The sequence below is a fragment of the Coprococcus sp. RTP21281st1_F1_RTP21281_210402 genome (genome assembly GCF_040915325.1).
GTDB classification, from domain to species: Bacteria; Bacillota; Clostridia; order Lachnospirales; family Lachnospiraceae; genus Coprococcus; species Coprococcus aceti.
This window is the reverse complement of the sequence record NZ_JBCPDQ010000011.1, coordinates 16676-33412: the sequence shown is the minus strand read 5'-3', so window position 1 is coordinate 33412 and position 16737 is coordinate 16676. Positions and strand designations below refer to the sequence as shown.

Here is a 16737-nt window from a genome sequence, read left to right as displayed (position 1 = left end):
AAGCACAAACACCATGGAGATAATCAGTTTATTAAATATATGAGCGGAATAGTAGTACATTGATAATTGAATAATGATGGTTGGAATGATACAATATTAATAAATTTTATATAACTAGGGGGGAGCTATATGGCATTTTTTATGAGCATTGTATCAGGTGTAATTTCAGGTGTTATATCATCTGTTTTTATGAACTTTTATTATTGGAACAAAAGTCCTAAAATAATTATATCAGACAAAATAGCAAAAAATGATAAAGATGAATATAGGGTAAAAATAGTTAACTTATCAAAATTTTATGTTACTAATGTTTTTATACAAGCGCAGTTAATAACGGTATATAATGGTAATGGAGGAAATATACTAAATGCTATCAATTTAGATATTCCGTACAAAAAGATACAAATAATTGCGCCTTATGATAAGAAAGATACTAATGCTACATATGCGGTTAGATTTATTTTACCTAAGGCTTTAGAAAATTTGTGGACTGAGGATGAACATACAAATTTAAAGTTATCTATATATTGCAGTAATGAACATAACAATTCTAGTAAATTATATGAACAAATTTATTATAAAAAGAATGATAGCATAAAGAAGGGTGAATTTGAATTTGGAAAATCTACAGAAATAAAATAAATGATAAAAATACCAACCATCACTATTTAATGGTTGGTATTTTTTTGTGCAAAAATATGGATAAGGAAGAGACACATGACAGAATTTGAGATAGATGCAGCATTTAACACCATCTGCCGACCTGGGCGGGTGGTGAGGATACTCACGAAGAACGGAAAAGAGGAGAATGTTCCTATAAGGGTTTGGAAGTGCTGGACGATTATCAAGATATATGAACACCACGTACTTATGAAGAGTGAACAGGGCTACAAGGAGAGTTTAAGCAACATAAACATTAGAGAGATGATTAGGAATGGAGAGATACGATGGAAATAACACCAGAGAGAATAGATAATTGCAAAACTTGCAAATACAAAGATAGATATGAGACACAGGAACCATGCGCACACTGTACTAAGAACGCTGTGGATAACTATGAGCCGATGACCAACGGCGACTACATCCGGTCGCTCAGTGATGCGGATCTTGCGTAGATAATCATGTGTCCGAATGAGATAGGGTTTGATGGCAATAAATGCACAGGGCATTGTTGTGAGTGTACCCGCAGATGGCTGGAGGCGGAAAGGAAGGTTGAGGAGTAGGATGTGTTATTGGAATGAAGAAAATTTTTTTGAACCAGGAGAGTTTGACGAGAAAATCGAAGAGTTAAAGAACGAGCTTAGAGAATCGGTAAAAAAAGAAATTAACGATGGAATCGAGAAACTTCGCAAAGAAAATAAGGAGCTGCAGGACATTAAGAAAAACTTCGAGTCAATAAAAAAAGACTTTAAAAAAAAGAAAGACGAGTGCGACAGAGTAATGCGGGATGCGGAAAGCAGAGCCAAGCAGGCCAGACTGAAAGAGTTAATGGAACATTTCAAGGTTACTCTTTGGGCGGTAAGCTGGGGCTATCGGTATAAAAAGAAATGCGATAAGTGCAACGAAACCAGAAGAATCCAGGTGACATTACCATCCGGAAGAACTGTAGATGATGAGTGCAGCTGCAGAGTAAACAAGGAGGTGTATTATCCAGAGGAGAATGTGCTGTATGAATTAAGCGAGAGAAACGGAGAGTTCATGGCATGGTATAAGGCAAAAGGAGATAAGGGAGAAGAATATTTTGTAGAAGATATCCGTACTGAATATGCAAAGACGATAATAGATCACAACAAGGATTTCAAAGAAATAGAGGAAAAAGAATTGAGAAAAAAAGTATTCTTCACAACGAAGGAAGAGTGTCAGGCATTTTGTGATTATTTAAACAGGGACTCTGAGGTTTTTGGATACGATTACGACATAAATGGAAAGTTGTTAAGGGAGGTTGATGAGTAATGAGGTTAATTAGTCAGAAAGGCTGGGGATATGTAGATGTTGAGTATGAAAATGGAACTATCACTATGCATTATAAGAGTGAAGGAACAAGAATAATATACAGTTGTGATAACAATTCAGAAAAATCCACAATTATGGCTGAATATAGTTCTATGGAAAAGGCAGAAAAGGTACTGGAAGATATGACGAAGGTGTATGGAAGTTACATATCTTGTAGCGGCGGTCCAGGAATCCTACAGGGTAGTGGCTATCAACAGGCATTCTGTTTCACACCACCGAAGGTGTTCCGGTTTCCGGCAGATGATGAAGTGGAGGTGTAAGGATGGCAAAATCAGATAGAAAGCTACACGAAGCAAGAATGGCGGGGGCTGCATGGCTGATGAATGTCATCAAGACACAGGGCATGGAAGCGGCAGAGAAAGAACTCAAGGTCAGAGGAGCCATGTTTGTTCCGCTTGAGGTCAACCAGAAGCAGCTTGACGAAGCTGTGTATAAAATCAAACTGAATACAATAGATTGTATTTTGATAATGAGTTGCATGGTACTTCGAGATGAATTTGATTTTGGACAGAAGAGGCTTGAGAGATTCTGCGAAAGATTTAATTTAAAGACTGATGCGCTGTGTGATGAAGAAATTATCTGGGATGATCTGATACAGACACTAAAGGAAGAAACAGGCTTGGATTTCACCATCCGGGAGAACAAGTAGGAGGTGAGGCGGTGAAAGCAAAAGAGTATTTAAGCCAGGTTAAAATGCTTGAAGATCACATGGACAGATTAAGCAATGAATACTTCAAAATGAAAGCGATAGCGATGAATCCGGGTGGATTTGACTATTCAAAGGAAAGAGTACAAACCAGTGCCGTGGCAGATACTATGAGCCGTACAGTTGGAAAGTATGTTGATCTTGAAACTGAGATGAACGAATGTAGAAAAACATTTGAAGATTTCCGAAATAAAGCAGTTCACCAGATGTGTCAGTTGTATAACACAAAACATACAGAGATATTATATCAAAGATATATAAACTATAAGTCATTGAAAGCAATCGCAGACGAAATGGGATACTCTTACGATTGGGTGAGACATGCTCATGGGTGGGCTCTGCAAGAATTTCAAATGATATGGAATGATTATTTAAAATCTGACACATTCAAAACACATTAAAAGCACAGACACAACACATGGTTTTAGTGTAATATAGACCGTGAAATATTGATTCATAAGGGACATGACTGTTTGCCATTTCGGTTGTGTCCCTTTTCTTGTGCCCAGTGGTTGTAAAACTCCCCTTGTGAAAAGTGAACGCTGATCTCTCCCCACTGGGCTATTTTGTTTGAGGTGTGAGATATGAGTAAGATTAAAAGATTCGAGGTTGTGAGACCTGAATATAGTTTTGAATATATACATCCGATACTTGGTAGATTGGCTTTACCGATAGCTATGATAAAGGTGATAGTTAAGTGCACTAAGATATACAAATTTCAGCCAACTATAAATTGGGGTGGAGAGGTAAAGAATGTATGTAAACCGCTGTACAAGATTGTGATCCCGAAGAGAGTGAGTAAGAAAGTATAGCTTCGAACCTATATCGAAGCTAGGAAGAGGCAGATATGCAGATAGAGTATGTTGATATTGATAAGTTAATACCATATGCCAAGAATGCAAAGAAGCATCCACAGGAACAGGTTGAGCAGATAAAGCAGTCTATCAGTGAGTTTGGCTTCAATGATCCGCTTGCAATAGACGAGGGCAACGTCCTGATAGAGGGACATGGTAGGCTCTTGGCAGCCAAGGAGCTTGGATATACCGAACTGCCTTGTATAAGGCTTACAGAGCTCACAGAGCAGCAGAAGAAAGCATACATCCTGGCACACAACAAACTGACTATGAACAGTGGTTTTGACTTGGATTTACTCAACCAGGAGCTTACAGCCATAGAGGATTTTGACATGGCAGACTTTGGTTTTGATGTTCCAGATCTGCTTGAGGATGATGAGGATGACGGATACTACGGCGATGAACGAGAGCGAACATACGAGGAATATAACCTTGATGATTTTGACGGAGCAAGGGCAGAGGGATTTTACCAGATGCCGATTATCGAGGCGCAGAACGCAGAGCCAGATGAGCTGATATCATTCAATTATGTTCTATCCACCAAGAAGCGTAAATGTGGAGTGCATTTTTATATTGACGACTACCAGTTTGAACGTATCTGGAACAGCCCGCAACAGTACATGGACAAGCTGAGAGAGTTTGACTGTGTATTTACTCCAGACTTCAGCCTGTACATGGACATGCCAATGCCTATGAAGATATGGAACGTGTACAGAAGCCGCCTCATCGGTCAGATGATGCAGGACGTTGGTATCACTGTTATACCAACTCTTTCATGGGCTGAGAAAGAAACATATACATTCTGTTTTGACGGTATACAGCAGGGTGGAACTGTTTCAGTGTCAACTATTGGAGTCAAGCTGGATGACGAAAATAAGCAGATGTGGTATAATGGAATGACAGAAGCACTCAAGCGCATCAGGCCAAAGAGAGTGCTTGTATATGGCGGTGATATAGGTTATAAATTCCCTGACAGTATTCAGGTGAAATATTATGACAATAAAGCATTTAAGAGAGGTTAGGTGGGAGATATGCTTAAGGACACATTTTTACACCATATGAAGAAAGCTCAGGCATTCAGGATTGGAGATTATTTTATATATTATAGTCCGGCATCAATCGTTAATTATGATACGGATGAGGAGATAACATTCAAGAATATAGATGACCTCTATGAGAATGGAATGCTTGGAGATAAAAAACTTAAAGAGTTTTGGGAATCTGAGGAGGATGCATTTAACAATCCTTTATGTATGTGCGTGAATGACGACAGCAGTTTGTGGTTCCCGATAGAGGAAGAATAGATATTACATAGTTATAGTATGTTAGGACACTTCATTGTGAAGTGTCCTTTTTTCGTGGAGGTAAAGCAATTGGGTGGCAGAGGAGCAAACGCATTCAGGACAAAGCAAGGAGATAGAGGGCTATCATTTTCGAACGGAAGAGGCAAACCATCTGAGAAGTTGTTTCCTGCCTGGATGAATGGTTCAAAGAATACAGGAAGTATAGACAGGGTTATCAAGAATTTTAATGATAAGCACACCAAGAGTGGTCGAGAATGGGGAGTCCAAGTGGATGATAATGGATATGTGACACATTATTATAAGGGTTCCAGAGGTAGTGTGAGTTATGATGCATTTGAAAGCGAAGGTAAGCACTTTATACACAATCATCCAGCGAATGGATGGGGCAATTTTAGTGGGGCAGACCTTGAGACATGGGCAGGTAGTGGACAAAAGGCGGTAACAGCAAGTAGCAGAAACGCATTGCCGCCTAGAGGTATAGATCCTAAGCTATACAGCAAAAGAAGAGCGGGAACGTATACGATTAAAAAGAAACCACATTTTAAGGCTACGGAGTTCAACAAAGCCATTCATAGCGTCAAGGTAAGTAGTGACAACTATGATGCGGATCTCAGTAAGTGGCTCAGCAGAAACGCAAAGAAGTATGGATATGAATATTCATATAAGCCAGCGAAGAATAAGGTGTAAATAGATAAGAAAGGTAAAATAATGGGCGGACGTGGTGCGAGTAGCGGAATAAGTGGTAAAGGTAAAAAGTATGGTTCTCAATACAAATCATTACTCACAGTTGGAAATGTGAAGTTTATAAAAAAGACCAATAGGCAATCAGAACCACTAATGGAGACAATGACAAAAGGAAGAGTGTATGCGATTGTTGGAAAAGATGGCCCCACAGATATCACCTATTTTGACAGTGATGGAAAACGCACCAAAACAATACATTTAGATCATCCACATAAGGGATTAAAGCCACATACACATCATGGTTATTTTCATAGTGAGAATGATTCAGATAAGGGGGCAGCACGATTGACCAGCAAGGAAAAAGCGTTGGTTGAAATGGTAAATAGAGCATGGTATGATAATAATAGTAATAGAAGATAGTTTAGGCTGGCAGAACGTGTTGATGTATGGCAGTAGCCACTGACGAGGCATCGGTTCAATTCCGGTTGACTATTACTATATTTGGAGCTTTTGCTATAACAGCAAGGCTCCATTTTTTGTACTTTTTTAGATTATATGAAAGGCAGGTGAAACGGATGGGAAAGAGCTTTAAGGACATGACAAAAGAAGAGCTTCAGGAAGCAGGCAAGAAAGGCGGCGTCAAATCAGGTAAGACAAGAGCTGCAAAGAAGCAGATGAAAGATACCTTTGAGACTATCCTGTCCATGAGCCTGCATAAAGGCGCTGTGGTCAATATCGACAAGATAAAGAACATAGCAGATATAAAGGGCAAGAATATCACAGTCCAGGACGCTATACTCATAGCCCAAGTTCAGAAAGCCCTCAAAGGTTCAATTGCCAGTGCTGAGTTCATCAGGGATACAGTGGGGCAGAGACCGGAGGATATTATCAATCTGAATACCGAGGGCGAAGATATGACATTGAATATAAATGTGTCGTATGGTGATGAAACACCTCTGGATAATTCAGAAGTGGAGGATATGGCAGACGATGAACATTAAAGTTGAGCTTAATCCTGCATTTAAGGAAGTGAACAGGAGCAAGAGAAGATATATAGTTATGAAAGGCTCGGCTGGATCCGGGAAAAGTGTTGACACAGCCACAAACTATATACTCAGGCTCCTTCAGGATCCAGGCAGGAATTTATTATGTGTAAGAAAATCAGATATAACAAACAGAGATAGCACTTTTGCAGAATTGCAGGGTGCTATTTTTCGTATGTTCGGTGATAAATATGAGAAATACTGGACCATCAAGCAGAACCCGCTCATGATCGAATGCAAGGCAAATTGTAACCAGATCATATTCAGAGGGGTAAATGATGATAAGCAGCGTGAAAAGCTGAAATCTATCACATTTAAGCGTGGAAAGCTCACGGATGTATGGATAGAAGAGGCTACGGAGCTTATGCAGAGTGATTTTGAGATTATAGACGACCGTCTCAGAGGTAAGCTGCCACCAGGGCAGTTCTATCAGATCAAGATGACATTTAACCCTGTATCAGCTACCCACTGGATAAAGAAAAACTTCTTTGATATTGAGGACGAGAATGTACTGACACATTCAAGCAACTATGTCAACAACAGATTTATTGATGCGGCATACAGGGCAAGAATGGAGAGACGTAAGAAGGTGGATCCTGAGGGATATAGGGTCTATGGACTTGGGGAGTGGGGCGAAGTTGGTGGCCTTATCCTTACAAACTATGTTGTTGAGGATTTTAACACAGATCACAGCAACTTCGATTATGTAGTGAATGCACAGGATTTTGGATTTAACCATGCAAATGCTTTGCTTGAGGTGGCTTTCAAGGATGGTGAATTGTACATCTGCAAAGAACTCTATGTGTACGAGAAAGACACGAACGAGATCATACAGATGGCAGCTGAAAAGCAGTTTGATAAAAAGCTAAATATGTACTGTGATTCAGCAGAGCCGGACAGAATCAAGATGTGGCAGAAAGCCGGATATAAGAGAGCCAGAGGAGTCCTAAAGGAGCCGGGAAGCGTACATGCACAGATAGATTATTTGAAGCAGATACCAAAGATACATATACATTATAGCTGCACAAACACATATGACGAGATCAGACAGTGGAAATGGCAGCTTGACCAGAAGACAAACGAGTACACCGATGAGCCTGTGCCGTTCTTTGACGATGCCATGGCGGCTCTCAGGTACTCAATAGAGGATATACGAAGAAACAGCCGTGTTAAGTCAAGGAAGAGACCGAAGGGATTATAAACACATGGCAGAAAGGATATATGCACGATGGCAATATACATAGATCCGGCAATGGTGCCGGACTTAGACAACATAGATTCAAGGGTTTTCAAATACCTCATACAGAAGCATAAAGGGCAGCTTGCCAGATGGGCTAAGTGTAAGGATTACTACGAGGGTAGACATGATATTCTTGCACACAAAGTGGATGACGATGATGATGTTGTAAGGTTCAATGTCAACTATGCTAAATATGTGGTTGATGTCGGCCTTGGCTATTATCTCGGTGAACCGGTCAAGTACAACAGCGACAAAGCGGATAAAGCGGATAAACAGCGCAAGGAGCTTGAAGGTGGTGTGAAAGCATCTATCAAGAATGGAAGCGTGAAGCTGTATGATCCTGACTTGTCCCAGAAACTTGATATAAGCCGCATACAGGACGTATACGACAATGAGACTATATCAGAGATAGATTCCAAGATAGGTAAGGCTATAGGCATATATGGCGAAGCCTATGAACAGCTTTATGCCAACAGCGATGAAAATCCAGAGCCACGAAGTACAGTAGTGAACCCTATGAACTGTATCATGGTCAGAGACAATACAGTGGAGCACAATAAGTTATTTGCGATTATTTATGAGATACAGGAAGATCTGAATGAATCAAAGTATTATTCAATCACTGTATGCAATGATCACAACACCAAAGAATACAGGAGTCGTGACCTTGATAACTTTGAATTTTACCTTGTTGAGGGCAGCGAACAGGAGCATTACTTTGGTGAGGTTCCTGTGGTGGAGTACCAGAACAACGATGAGAGACAGGGTGACTTTGAACAGATCATTCCTATGCAGGATGCACTCAACGAGCTTTTCAGCGACCGAGTGACAGACAAGAAGAAGTTCGTCAATTCAATCCTTGCCATGTTCGGTATGACATTAGATGACGATGACGAGAAAGAACTGAAGAAGAACCGCTTCATTGATGGCTTGCCACTGGATGGAAAGATAGAGTACATACAGAAAGCATTTGATGAAAACAGTGTTTCAGTGCTCTGTAATGATATTATCCGAGAAATCCACAAGATGACCCTTACAGTTGATATGACAGATGAGAACTTTGCAGGAAACAGCTCAGGACAGGCCCTCATGCTCAAGTTGATGGTTATGAATATGCTTGTGAAGAACAAGATGAGGAGCCTTGAGAAAGGGCTCAAGAAGAGATTCGAGATGTACAACCACTGGCTTAATGTCAAGGGTGAAATGTCTCTCATAGACAAGAAAGAGCTTGATGTTGTATTCACAGTTGCAATGCCAATAGATAAGCCAACAATCATCAATATGGTAACTCAGCTCAGGGGCATAGTGGATGATAAGACACTTCTTTCACAGCTCTGGTTTATCAAAGATGTTGATGAGGTCATAGAGAATGTGAAGAAGCAGAAAGCCGAGGAACAGCAGCAGTACCTTGCCACGTTTGGCAGTCAGCATGCACAGGATATGGAGACACCTATCAAGGATGATGAAGAAAAGGATCCTGAGAAAGAGTAGGTGATCTATGAGCGACAACAACTATTGGGAGAAGAGAGCTGTAGATCTTGAGAAGCTCTCCCAGGACAGAGCCGATGTTGATATTATGCATGTAAACAAGCTCTTTGATGGCGCTGTGGATATCGTAGAGAAGCAGATAGAGGAGATATTTGGTAAGTATGCACGTGATTCAGGAATAAGCCAGGATGCCGCCTTGAGGCTTCTTAATGAAAAACAGACGGAGACTATGCGCCGCAATCTTATGATCACACTTGCACAGTGTCAGGAGGAGATAGCCAGGCAGGCTATACTTGCAAGGCTCAATGCTCCGGCTTATGCGGCGAGAATATCAAGGCTGGAAGCTCTGAAAGATTTGGTATACTCACAGGCTTATATGGTTGGTGCCGATGCACACAGAAGGCTTGAAAACAGGCTCATAGATACATATAGCGAGAGCTACTACCGAAGCATATATGATATGCAGCGCAGAACTGAGACTGGCTTTGATTTTACAAAGCTGGCTGACAGGGATGTACAGGCAGCCATAGAGACTGAATGGGCAGGGTCCAACTATTCTAAAAGAATATGGAAGAACACAGATAAGTTGGCAAAGAGCCTCGAGCAGGTTATAACGCAGGGACTTATGACCGGGCAGAGTATCAGAGATATGGATCTTGCGCTGGAGGCAAAGATAGATGGCGGCAGGTACAACATAAACAGAGTAATCCGCACCGAGGTAAACAACTGCTGTAACCAGGGAACATTGAAGTCGTACAAGGCGGCAGGGGTGTTAAGATACATATACCTTGCTACACTGGACTTGCGGACATCATCCATCTGCAGAAAGCTGGATAAAGAGGTTTTCTTTGTGTCAAAGGCAGAACAGGGTGTAAACTTCCCGCCTATGCATCCTCATTGCAGATCTACAACAATGGGATATAGAGAGGACCTGCCAAAGGAAAGAATCGCAAGAGATCCGAAGACTGGTAAGAATATTCATGTGCCGTTTGAAATGAGTTATGCACAGTGGTACAGGAAGTATGTGTTGGAGAAGAAAGATGTTGATAATACAAAAAATGGTGATAATATAAGAGATATAATGTTTAAAACGTCAAAGTCGGATGTAAACATTATTCGAGATGAAAAAGCTGTTGTTGACGCATACTCACAGTTGCCAGATAAAGTGCAGAAAGCAATGGCTGATGTAACCTTTAATATGGGGCAGAATGGCAGTAGTTGTGATGTAAAAAAAGGCATTATCAACATTGCCAAAGGCGCTGAGAAAGAGGATATAGATCATGAATTTGGACACCTGATAGAAGAACGCATGATGGATCCTAAAATTGTGGAAAAGTATAAGAAATACTTAACTGAGGGATTAAGCGATGCAGATATTACTTCGGAAATATATGAAAATGATTCAGGTGAAAAATTCAATATTTATATATTGCATGGTGATAAGTTTATAAGCGAATATCAAGGTAGATTATATATTGATAGCGTAACTGAGGCTATCACCCCAGATGGTAATTTAAATACAGAATTTATGTGGGAGGCTATTTCAGAGCTTTTCAGAGTGTATCAAAAGGACAAAACAATGCTCAATGAGTACGAGATCAAATTGATAGAGGAGGCATTAAGATGACTTTAAAAGAAGAGTTTTTAAGTATTACATCATATGAGGAATATGATAAGCAGAGAGAAAAATTTAGGTCATTGCCTAGAGATTCGGAGGTTAGAGCACATTTGGACAAACTGTATGGTCCAGGATACGTAGGCGGAGATATAGCCAATGGAGTTATAGAAGAACTATATAAGCCCGGAAAAAGGCATATAGGAGAAGAGTAGAAAAGAATGCTAGATGTGATTACAAGCACTGTACAGAGATGTATGGTGTTTTTTTAATGCAAAAAATAGGAGGATGAAAGAATGCAGAAGTACATTGGAACAAAGCAGATTGAGGCAAGGCCGATGACAAGAGGCGACTATAACAATTACAGAGGATGGCAGATTCCAGCGGAAGAAAATCCAGCAGATGAAGGCTATCTCGTAAAATATTCAGATGGATATGAGAGCTGGTCACCGGAGAAGCAGTTTAACGAAGCATACAGGCCATGTGACAACATGACATTTGGAATTGCTCTTGAAATGCTCAAGAAGGGCTTCAGAGTTGCAAGAAAGGGTTGGAATGGCAAGGGAATGTTTGTTGTATTCCAGAAGGGATATCCTGATGGCATACCATGTAACAAGCAGACCGCAGAAGCCTGGGGAATCAGCGAGGGCGACTTATTCAAGTGTAACCCATATCTGCAGATCAGATGTGTTGATGGTTCACACTCCATGTGGGTGCCGAGTATAAATGATTGCCTTGCTGAAGATTGGGTAATCATTGAGTAAAGGAGCAGTGAATACATGAATAGAATATGTCCGAGGTGCAAGCGGAAATACAATGAGCTTGACAACTATTGTACAAAGTGCGGAATCGCACTGGAGGAATCACCAAATATGTGTTCAGAGATGAGAACCCAGATGTGCAGACATAGGGTATATGCTGAGGATGATACATATTGTGCGTGTTGCGGATCACTTACAACATATGCACTGGAGCGACAGAAGAAACAGAATAATCGTTAATTCAGACCATGATAAAAACATGGTCTTTTTTATTGTCAAGGAAAAGACATTAAAACCTCAACAGCAAGGCATGAACTTGCTGGGGACATATCAATAGACTACTGGCAGGCATGAACTGACAGGCACAAGAAAGGAATGTATAAGCTATGGATGAAACACAGCAGACAACACAGACACAGGCACAGATTGGTGAGGCAACAACACAGCCTGGTACACAGACACAGGGAGCACAGCAGAACCAGGCAACAAGCACAGCATCACTTGAAGATGTGCTTAAGACTATGACAGTCGAGGAGATTCTGGCAAGACCAGAGTTCAAAAAGGCTGTTCAGTCAGCTTCGGACGCAAGAGTCACACAGGCACTTGCTACAGCCAAGGAGAAGTGGGACAAGGAAGCTATTGAAAACCTTGACGAGGCTAAGAAGCTGGAGAAGATGACAGCGGAGCAGAGAGCAAAATATCAGTTTGATAAGGATAAGGCCGCCTTTGACGCTGAGAAGAAAGCATTTGAGAGACAGCAGCTTGTACTTGCGACAGGCAAGGAGCTGATCAAGAGAGGGCTTGATGCTTCATTTGCTGATGTTCTGACAGGCGACACAGCAGAAGAGACAGCGGATAAGATTGATAAGTTTGAAGCATCTTTCAGAACAGCCGTTGCGGATTCTGTAAGCGACAAAATGAGAGGCACAGCACCAAGGGATAAGACCCAGGGCACGACAATAACCATGGATAGCATTAAGTCTATGAGTGCCGAGGAGATCAATGCACACTGGGATGAGGTGCAGAATGTGCTCAAGCAGAACAAGTAAGAAAGGACGATGAAATATGTCAGTAAAGAATTTTATTCCACAGATTTGGAGTGCAAGACTTCTTGCACATCTTGACAAGATCCATGTATATGCAGGACTTGTCAACAGAGACTATGAGGGCGAGATCAAGCAGTATGGTGATACTGTAAAGATCAACCAGATCGGTGACATCACGATCAAGAAGTATACAGGAGCAAAGATTGATGATCCAGAGGAGCTTACAGGTGAGCAGAATACACTTGTTATTGATCAGGCAAATTACTTCAATTTTGCCATCAAGGATGTGGACAATGCGCAGACTAACCCTAAGCTCATGAACGAGGCTATGGCAAGAACCGCATATGGTCTGAATGATACGGTTGATTCACTGCTTGCAGGAATCATGGTAGCCGGTGCTGCCGGAGCAGTCGGAAGTGATGAGTCTCCAATTGTTCCAAGTAAGGATGATGCATATGACTTGCTTGTAGATCTTGGAACAGAGCTCACAGAGAAGAATGTTCCGCTCGTAGGCCGTTGGGTAGTAGTGCCGCCATTCTATCATGGACTCCTTCAGAAGGATTCAAGATTCGTTGGCAATGGTACAGATGTCAACATGGCAATCCTTCAGGGCGGACACATCGGAGCTGCTGCAGGCTTCCAGATCTATGTATCAAACAATACACCAAACACCGATGGTACAAAGTACAAGATACTTGGCGGTACAAATGCTGGTGCTTCATTTGCCGAGCAGATCACTGAGACAGAGGGCTACAGACCAGAGAGCAACTTCTCAGATGCTGTCAAGGGACTTCACCTCTGTGGTGTCAAGGTACTGCAGAAGGATGCACTTGCAACTCTCACAGTAAATAGAAAGTAGGAGGGCAGATATGGCTATTATAAAGAATATTATCACAGGACACAGCTTCACTTGCCGGAATGAGCGTGTTGTAGAGCATTGCCGCAAGGACATAAAGACCTTTGTTATAGAGGATGAGCCGGCCAGCGTGGCACCGGCAGAGGATGAGCCGGTGGAGGATACCGAGGCAGAGGAAGAGCCAAAGCCTCAGAAGAAAACAAAGACAGCCACAAAGGCGACCGACTGAGAGGTGATACATGATGGATTCACTGGCAAGGCTTAAGAGGAAGATAGGCTCTGATAAGGATATAAGCGATGAGATCCTTACCGATTATCTGGAAGAGGCGAAGGATGAGATAGTTCTGTTTCTGAATGTGAAGCAGTTCGATGAAGCCTTTGCCTCAAAGGCGGTCGAGATCGCAGCTATACTCTATGAGAGAGACCAGGCTGACAAGCATATAAAGTCTGAGAGCTACTCAGAGGGCGTTGTGTCCGAGAATACAACATATCTCACAGGAGAGAGCTTTGATACACAGGTTGATAAGGTCCTGGACAGCCTCAAGAGATACAGGAGGGTATATGTCAAGCATAAGAAGAAAGATAGCACAGAAGAGACAGAATAGCGGGATATATCGCAGTTATGTTGAAGAGGATGAGTATGGACATGAATCATATGGATATGAGACAGATCCATCAGGAATCCTTGAGAGGATTCTGTGGAGTCCTATATCTTCAGAGGTTGAGGTAGCTGAGTATGGTGAGCGTGTTAACGAGATGCTTCAGGGATGTGTTTTCGATGACTCCATCAGTCTGAAAGAAAAAGACAGGGTGAAGGTGGGCGATAACATGTACAACGTGGAATCCATCAAGCCTTATCCATCTTATCGTCTTGTTATCATTGAGAGGGTGAAGTAGATATGCCTATTGAAATCAAAGGATTAGATACACTTATAAGCGCTCTGGATAAACTTGCTAGTGGGATTGACGGCAATGTAAAACAGATTGTGGAACAGGAAGCCGACCGCATAGCAGGAGAAGCCAGAGCGCTTGCGCCTGTTGATGGTGGATATCTCAGAGAGAAGATACAGACAAGGGTTACTGAGACAGAGGATAAGATTGTTGGTGAGGTATACAACAATGCGAGCTATGCAGCATATGTGGAGTTTGGCACAGGACCTGTTGGACAGGCGGCAGGCCTTAAGATTGAGGGAATAGACCTCAGATACAGGCAGACACCATGGATGATACCTGTTGACAAGATAGATAAGGCTCAGGCTGAAAAATATCACTTCATCCCGATAAAGAAGGATGGTGAGGTTATAGGATATTTAACCAGAGGACAGGCACCACAGCCATACCTCTATCCGGCTATGAAGAACAATGAGGAACACATAGTAGAAAGGCTGAAATCAGCGGTAAGAATGGAGAGCAAGATCACTAGATGATAGATGCAAGAAAACAGATCAAGGAGCTGCTTGAAAGCATAGAGTATAACGAATTAAAGGTTAATCATGGATATCCAAAGTCTATAAGTTATGTTCCGTTGGTTACATTTATTCAGATAGCAAATACTGGCACAGGGATGCACAGTGTTGTTGAAAATTTGGGCTTTCAGATAGATATATGGAGCCGAACCTTTAAGGAATGCATATCCATCATGCTGATGGTTGATGAGAAGATGGTGGATCTTGGATTCAACAGGGACTACGAAAGCCCGGATGACGATGGAGATAATGTTGATGCCAGCGGATATTGCAGAAAGACTCTCAGGTATAGCAGCAAAGTAGACACAAGAACAAACAGGCTTATTTCATAAGCAGAAAGGATGGTATAAAACAATGGCAGATACACCAAAGCAGGGACTTGCCTCAATAGGTCTTGATATCAAGATAGGCAAGACAGCCCTTAATTATGCAACAAAGATAGGAGACATTGGAGGAACACCTTCATCACTTGATGCTACATGCTTCAAGGATAAGTCAAAGAAAAGTGTTCCAGGTGTGCAGGAGAACGATAGCTGGGAGGTAGAGTATCTCTATGACAATGGAGCAGCAACCTCAGACTATCGTATACTCAAGGGCCTTGAGGATGCTGGGGCTATAGTTGATGTTGAGGTCACATTCCCTGACAAGACAGTATTCAAGAATAAGGGATATGTTACAACGACAGTTACCGGTGCCGAGGTCAACAACCTCATTAAGGCAAAGGCAGTTGTAAACCTTCAGGGTGAGTGGGAGGTTACGGATCCGGTAGAAGCATAATCCATTTTTGTAATACAACAATATGAAATAATACATCACAGGCAGGGGGCATGGTCTCCCTGCCTTTTTAGGAGGTAAAGCAGATATGCAGACATTGGAAATCAAACTCAAGGTAGATGGAGCAGAGAAGAAGTTTCACTTGAGACTTACAGCAGGTGGTCAGAAGATTCTCAAGGAGAAGTACGAAGAGAACATGCTGGCAACTCTTATGGGTGCAGTAGATGATATAGACAGAGCGGTTGATATTCTTGGCATAGCTCTGGGTTACAAGGACAATGACAACGAGATCACAGATGGAGAGGAGTTTTACGATCTGCTTGTTGAGAACGGCAGAAGCGGAGCTGAGGACTTTGCAAAGGTCCTTACCGACATTGCAGTCAATTCTGGAATCATCAAGAAGGACCAGGCAAACAGTGTTGTGAACAGCATCAATACAACATATAAGACTATGTTTGACAGCCTTGAGGAAAGGGTAGAGAAGCTGCAGAAGGATAATGGACAGACCCCAACGGCGGGCGATTCCGAAGATAAGTCAGACAGCACTCCCTTATGATATAGATAGGCTTCTCTTTGAAGCAAGGATAGCCGGTGTGGGCTTCTTTGAGGCATTGGATTATACCTGGGGTGAGCTTGTTGAAATGATAAAGGTTTACAACGAGCGGGAACGCAGGAAGCACCAGCACGAAGCCAACATAGCATTCAGGCAGGCTGAGCTTATATCCATGTGGGTATGGAAGAATGATGGAGATATAAATGTATCAGATATATTCCCATACTGGAACGAGGAAGAAAAGAGACAGGCAGAGCTTGAGAAGTACAAGGCAATAATGTACAGGCATGTGGATAAGAGCAAAAAATAAATCATGAAGAAATACGAAAAGGAA

The 16737-nt window shown here is 41.8% G+C and carries 29 protein-coding genes; all 29 read left to right on the top strand.

The genetic code is table 11. The features are described 5' to 3' along the window. Positions 1-129 precede the first annotated feature (129 nt). The 29 genes from AB5150_RS13575 (at position 130) to AB5150_RS13435 (ending at position 16713) form a co-directional block, all read left to right on the top strand. Entirely contained in the window at positions 130-642 is a 513-nt protein-coding gene (locus AB5150_RS13575; protein WP_120000271.1) for a hypothetical protein, read from the top strand. 75 nt (positions 643-717) lie between these two features. Beyond that, on the top strand, positions 718-957 hold the full coding sequence (locus tag AB5150_RS13570; protein WP_368292051.1) for a hypothetical protein: 240 nt from the start codon (positions 718-720) through the stop codon (positions 955-957). Continuing rightward, complete coding sequence (locus tag AB5150_RS13565) at positions 948-1115, top strand: hypothetical protein (RefSeq protein WP_368292049.1); 168 nt, start codon at positions 948-950, stop codon at positions 1113-1115. The genes AB5150_RS13570 and AB5150_RS13565 overlap by 10 nt, the downstream gene beginning before the upstream one ends. Before the next feature lie 31 nt (positions 1116-1146). Beyond that, positions 1147-1953: a hypothetical protein gene (locus tag AB5150_RS13560; protein ID WP_368292048.1), complete on the top strand. Its 807-nt coding sequence runs from the start codon at positions 1147-1149 to the stop codon at positions 1951-1953. Continuing rightward, positions 1953-2273, top strand: coding sequence for a hypothetical protein (locus AB5150_RS13555; RefSeq protein ID WP_368292047.1), 321 nt, complete (start codon positions 1953-1955; stop codon positions 2271-2273). The genes AB5150_RS13560 and AB5150_RS13555 overlap by 1 nt, the downstream gene beginning before the upstream one ends. Before the next feature lie 2 nt (positions 2274-2275). Continuing rightward, the gene (locus AB5150_RS13550) at positions 2276-2662 is read left to right on the top strand and encodes a hypothetical protein (RefSeq protein ID WP_055222291.1); all 387 of its coding nucleotides are present in this window, start codon (positions 2276-2278) and stop codon (positions 2660-2662) included. Between the two features lie 11 nt (positions 2663-2673). After that, entirely contained in the window at positions 2674-3120 is a 447-nt protein-coding gene (locus AB5150_RS13545; protein ID WP_368292046.1) for a hypothetical protein, read from the top strand. 183 nt (positions 3121-3303) lie between these two features. Continuing rightward, positions 3304-3531, top strand: coding sequence for a hypothetical protein (locus AB5150_RS13540; protein WP_368292045.1), 228 nt, complete (start codon positions 3304-3306; stop codon positions 3529-3531). Positions 3532-3566: 35 nt separating this feature from the next. Then, positions 3567-4595 carry a DUF4417 domain-containing protein gene (locus tag AB5150_RS13535; protein ID WP_368292044.1) on the top strand — a complete coding sequence of 343 codons (1029 nt, stop codon included), beginning with the start codon at positions 3567-3569 and terminating at the stop codon, positions 4593-4595. Positions 4596-4604: 9 nt separating this feature from the next. Beyond that, positions 4605-4877: a hypothetical protein gene (locus tag AB5150_RS13530; RefSeq protein ID WP_156327880.1), complete on the top strand. Its 273-nt coding sequence runs from the start codon at positions 4605-4607 to the stop codon at positions 4875-4877. A gap of 69 nt (positions 4878-4946) precedes the next feature. Next, positions 4947-5564 (top strand): hypothetical protein, encoded by a 618-nt coding sequence (locus AB5150_RS13525; RefSeq protein ID WP_055222287.1) that lies wholly within the window; start codon positions 4947-4949, stop codon positions 5562-5564. Positions 5565-5585: 21 nt separating this feature from the next. Then, a complete protein-coding gene (locus tag AB5150_RS13520; RefSeq protein WP_055222286.1) occupies positions 5586-5981 on the top strand; it encodes a hypothetical protein in 396 nt (131 codons plus the stop codon). Positions 5982-6136: 155 nt separating this feature from the next. Next, entirely contained in the window at positions 6137-6562 is a 426-nt protein-coding gene (locus AB5150_RS13515; RefSeq protein ID WP_055222285.1) for a hypothetical protein, read from the top strand. Then, the gene (locus AB5150_RS13510; protein ID WP_368292043.1) at positions 6552-7805 is read left to right on the top strand and encodes a PBSX family phage terminase large subunit; all 1254 of its coding nucleotides are present in this window, start codon (positions 6552-6554) and stop codon (positions 7803-7805) included. Before AB5150_RS13515 ends, AB5150_RS13510 begins: the two co-directional genes overlap by 11 nt. A gap of 27 nt (positions 7806-7832) precedes the next feature. After that, positions 7833-9335: a phage portal protein gene (locus tag AB5150_RS13505; protein WP_349818614.1), complete on the top strand. Its 1503-nt coding sequence runs from the start codon at positions 7833-7835 to the stop codon at positions 9333-9335. Between the two features lie 7 nt (positions 9336-9342). Then, entirely contained in the window at positions 9343-10959 is a 1617-nt protein-coding gene (locus AB5150_RS13500; RefSeq protein WP_368292042.1) for a minor capsid protein, read from the top strand. Further along, positions 10956-11162, top strand: coding sequence for a hypothetical protein (locus tag AB5150_RS13495; protein ID WP_055222281.1), 207 nt, complete (start codon positions 10956-10958; stop codon positions 11160-11162). The genes AB5150_RS13500 and AB5150_RS13495 overlap by 4 nt, the downstream gene beginning before the upstream one ends. An 81-nt stretch (positions 11163-11243) precedes the next feature. Then, entirely contained in the window at positions 11244-11711 is a 468-nt protein-coding gene (locus tag AB5150_RS13490) for a DUF2829 domain-containing protein (protein ID WP_368292041.1), read from the top strand. Positions 11712-11726: 15 nt separating this feature from the next. Next, positions 11727-11948, top strand: coding sequence for a hypothetical protein (locus AB5150_RS13485; RefSeq protein WP_368292040.1), 222 nt, complete (start codon positions 11727-11729; stop codon positions 11946-11948). 146 nt (positions 11949-12094) lie between these two features. Further along, on the top strand, positions 12095-12757 hold the full coding sequence (locus AB5150_RS13480; protein ID WP_161171378.1) for a DUF4355 domain-containing protein: 663 nt from the start codon (positions 12095-12097) through the stop codon (positions 12755-12757). 16 nt (positions 12758-12773) lie between these two features. Continuing rightward, positions 12774-13613, top strand: a complete 840-nt coding sequence (locus AB5150_RS13475) for a hypothetical protein (protein ID WP_346998011.1) — start codon at positions 12774-12776, stop codon at positions 13611-13613. A 10-nt stretch (positions 13614-13623) separates the two neighbouring features. After that, positions 13624-13839 (top strand): hypothetical protein, encoded by a 216-nt coding sequence (locus tag AB5150_RS13470; protein WP_161171376.1) that lies wholly within the window; start codon positions 13624-13626, stop codon positions 13837-13839. Positions 13840-13849: 10 nt separating this feature from the next. After that, on the top strand, positions 13850-14215 hold the full coding sequence (locus AB5150_RS13465; RefSeq protein ID WP_055222276.1) for a phage head-tail connector protein: 366 nt from the start codon (positions 13850-13852) through the stop codon (positions 14213-14215). Continuing rightward, on the top strand, positions 14172-14507 hold the full coding sequence (locus AB5150_RS13460) for a hypothetical protein (RefSeq protein ID WP_346998010.1): 336 nt from the start codon (positions 14172-14174) through the stop codon (positions 14505-14507). The genes AB5150_RS13465 and AB5150_RS13460 overlap by 44 nt, the downstream gene beginning before the upstream one ends. Before the next feature lie 2 nt (positions 14508-14509). Continuing rightward, complete coding sequence (locus AB5150_RS13455; RefSeq protein ID WP_346998009.1) at positions 14510-15037, top strand: HK97-gp10 family putative phage morphogenesis protein; 528 nt, start codon at positions 14510-14512, stop codon at positions 15035-15037. Continuing rightward, the gene (locus tag AB5150_RS13450; protein WP_368292039.1) at positions 15034-15408 is read left to right on the top strand and encodes a hypothetical protein; all 375 of its coding nucleotides are present in this window, start codon (positions 15034-15036) and stop codon (positions 15406-15408) included. The genes AB5150_RS13455 and AB5150_RS13450 overlap by 4 nt, the downstream gene beginning before the upstream one ends. 22 nt (positions 15409-15430) lie before the next feature. After that, positions 15431-15853: a phage tail tube protein gene (locus tag AB5150_RS13445; protein ID WP_368292038.1), complete on the top strand. Its 423-nt coding sequence runs from the start codon at positions 15431-15433 to the stop codon at positions 15851-15853. Between the two features lie 85 nt (positions 15854-15938). Beyond that, on the top strand, positions 15939-16406 hold the full coding sequence (locus AB5150_RS13440; protein WP_055222271.1) for a hypothetical protein: 468 nt from the start codon (positions 15939-15941) through the stop codon (positions 16404-16406). After that, positions 16348-16713 carry a hypothetical protein gene (locus AB5150_RS13435; RefSeq protein WP_368292037.1) on the top strand — a complete coding sequence of 122 codons (366 nt, stop codon included), beginning with the start codon at positions 16348-16350 and terminating at the stop codon, positions 16711-16713. Before AB5150_RS13440 ends, AB5150_RS13435 begins: the two co-directional genes overlap by 59 nt. Positions 16714-16737 lie beyond the last annotated feature (24 nt).

Excerpts from the sequence above, each read along its gene's own strand:
- AB5150_RS13485 (WP_368292040.1), top strand. The coding sequence starts at position 11,727 with ATGAATAGAATATGTCCGAGGTGCAAGCGGAAATACAATGAGCTTGAC.
- AB5150_RS13455 (WP_346998009.1), top strand. The coding sequence starts at position 14,510 with ATGCCTATTGAAATCAAAGGATTAGATACACTTATAAGCGCTCTGGAT.
- AB5150_RS13480 (WP_161171378.1), top strand. The coding sequence starts at position 12,095 with ATGGATGAAACACAGCAGACAACACAGACACAGGCACAGATTGGTGAG.
- AB5150_RS13565 (WP_368292049.1), top strand. The coding sequence starts at position 948 with ATGGAAATAACACCAGAGAGAATAGATAATTGCAAAACTTGCAAATAC.
- AB5150_RS13540 (WP_368292045.1), top strand. The coding sequence starts at position 3,304 with ATGAGTAAGATTAAAAGATTCGAGGTTGTGAGACCTGAATATAGTTTT.
- AB5150_RS13475 (WP_346998011.1), top strand. The coding sequence starts at position 12,774 with ATGTCAGTAAAGAATTTTATTCCACAGATTTGGAGTGCAAGACTTCTT.
- AB5150_RS13575 (WP_120000271.1), top strand. The coding sequence starts at position 130 with ATGGCATTTTTTATGAGCATTGTATCAGGTGTAATTTCAGGTGTTATA.
- AB5150_RS13495 (WP_055222281.1), top strand. The coding sequence starts at position 10,956 with ATGACTTTAAAAGAAGAGTTTTTAAGTATTACATCATATGAGGAATAT.
- AB5150_RS13555 (WP_368292047.1), top strand. The coding sequence starts at position 1,953 with ATGAGGTTAATTAGTCAGAAAGGCTGGGGATATGTAGATGTTGAGTAT.
- AB5150_RS13445 (WP_368292038.1), top strand. The coding sequence starts at position 15,431 with ATGGCAGATACACCAAAGCAGGGACTTGCCTCAATAGGTCTTGATATC.
- AB5150_RS13515 (WP_055222285.1), top strand. The coding sequence starts at position 6,137 with ATGGGAAAGAGCTTTAAGGACATGACAAAAGAAGAGCTTCAGGAAGCA.
- AB5150_RS13520 (WP_055222286.1), top strand. The coding sequence starts at position 5,586 with ATGGGCGGACGTGGTGCGAGTAGCGGAATAAGTGGTAAAGGTAAAAAG.
- AB5150_RS13570 (WP_368292051.1), top strand. The coding sequence starts at position 718 with ATGACAGAATTTGAGATAGATGCAGCATTTAACACCATCTGCCGACCT.
- AB5150_RS13505 (WP_349818614.1), top strand. The coding sequence starts at position 7,833 with ATGGCAATATACATAGATCCGGCAATGGTGCCGGACTTAGACAACATA.
- AB5150_RS13465 (WP_055222276.1), top strand. The coding sequence starts at position 13,850 with ATGATGGATTCACTGGCAAGGCTTAAGAGGAAGATAGGCTCTGATAAG.
- AB5150_RS13560 (WP_368292048.1), top strand. The coding sequence starts at position 1,147 with ATGGCAATAAATGCACAGGGCATTGTTGTGAGTGTACCCGCAGATGGC.
- AB5150_RS13450 (WP_368292039.1), top strand. The coding sequence starts at position 15,034 with ATGATAGATGCAAGAAAACAGATCAAGGAGCTGCTTGAAAGCATAGAG.
- AB5150_RS13440 (WP_055222271.1), top strand. The coding sequence starts at position 15,939 with ATGCAGACATTGGAAATCAAACTCAAGGTAGATGGAGCAGAGAAGAAG.
- AB5150_RS13500 (WP_368292042.1), top strand. The coding sequence starts at position 9,343 with ATGAGCGACAACAACTATTGGGAGAAGAGAGCTGTAGATCTTGAGAAG.
- AB5150_RS13530 (WP_156327880.1), top strand. The coding sequence starts at position 4,605 with ATGCTTAAGGACACATTTTTACACCATATGAAGAAAGCTCAGGCATTC.
- AB5150_RS13535 (WP_368292044.1), top strand. The coding sequence starts at position 3,567 with ATGCAGATAGAGTATGTTGATATTGATAAGTTAATACCATATGCCAAG.
- AB5150_RS13435 (WP_368292037.1), top strand. The coding sequence starts at position 16,348 with ATGGACAGACCCCAACGGCGGGCGATTCCGAAGATAAGTCAGACAGCA.
- AB5150_RS13460 (WP_346998010.1), top strand. The coding sequence starts at position 14,172 with ATGTCAAGCATAAGAAGAAAGATAGCACAGAAGAGACAGAATAGCGGG.
- AB5150_RS13470 (WP_161171376.1), top strand. The coding sequence starts at position 13,624 with ATGGCTATTATAAAGAATATTATCACAGGACACAGCTTCACTTGCCGG.
- AB5150_RS13510 (WP_368292043.1), top strand. The coding sequence starts at position 6,552 with ATGAACATTAAAGTTGAGCTTAATCCTGCATTTAAGGAAGTGAACAGG.
- AB5150_RS13490 (WP_368292041.1), top strand. The coding sequence starts at position 11,244 with ATGCAGAAGTACATTGGAACAAAGCAGATTGAGGCAAGGCCGATGACA.
- AB5150_RS13550 (WP_055222291.1), top strand. The coding sequence starts at position 2,276 with ATGGCAAAATCAGATAGAAAGCTACACGAAGCAAGAATGGCGGGGGCT.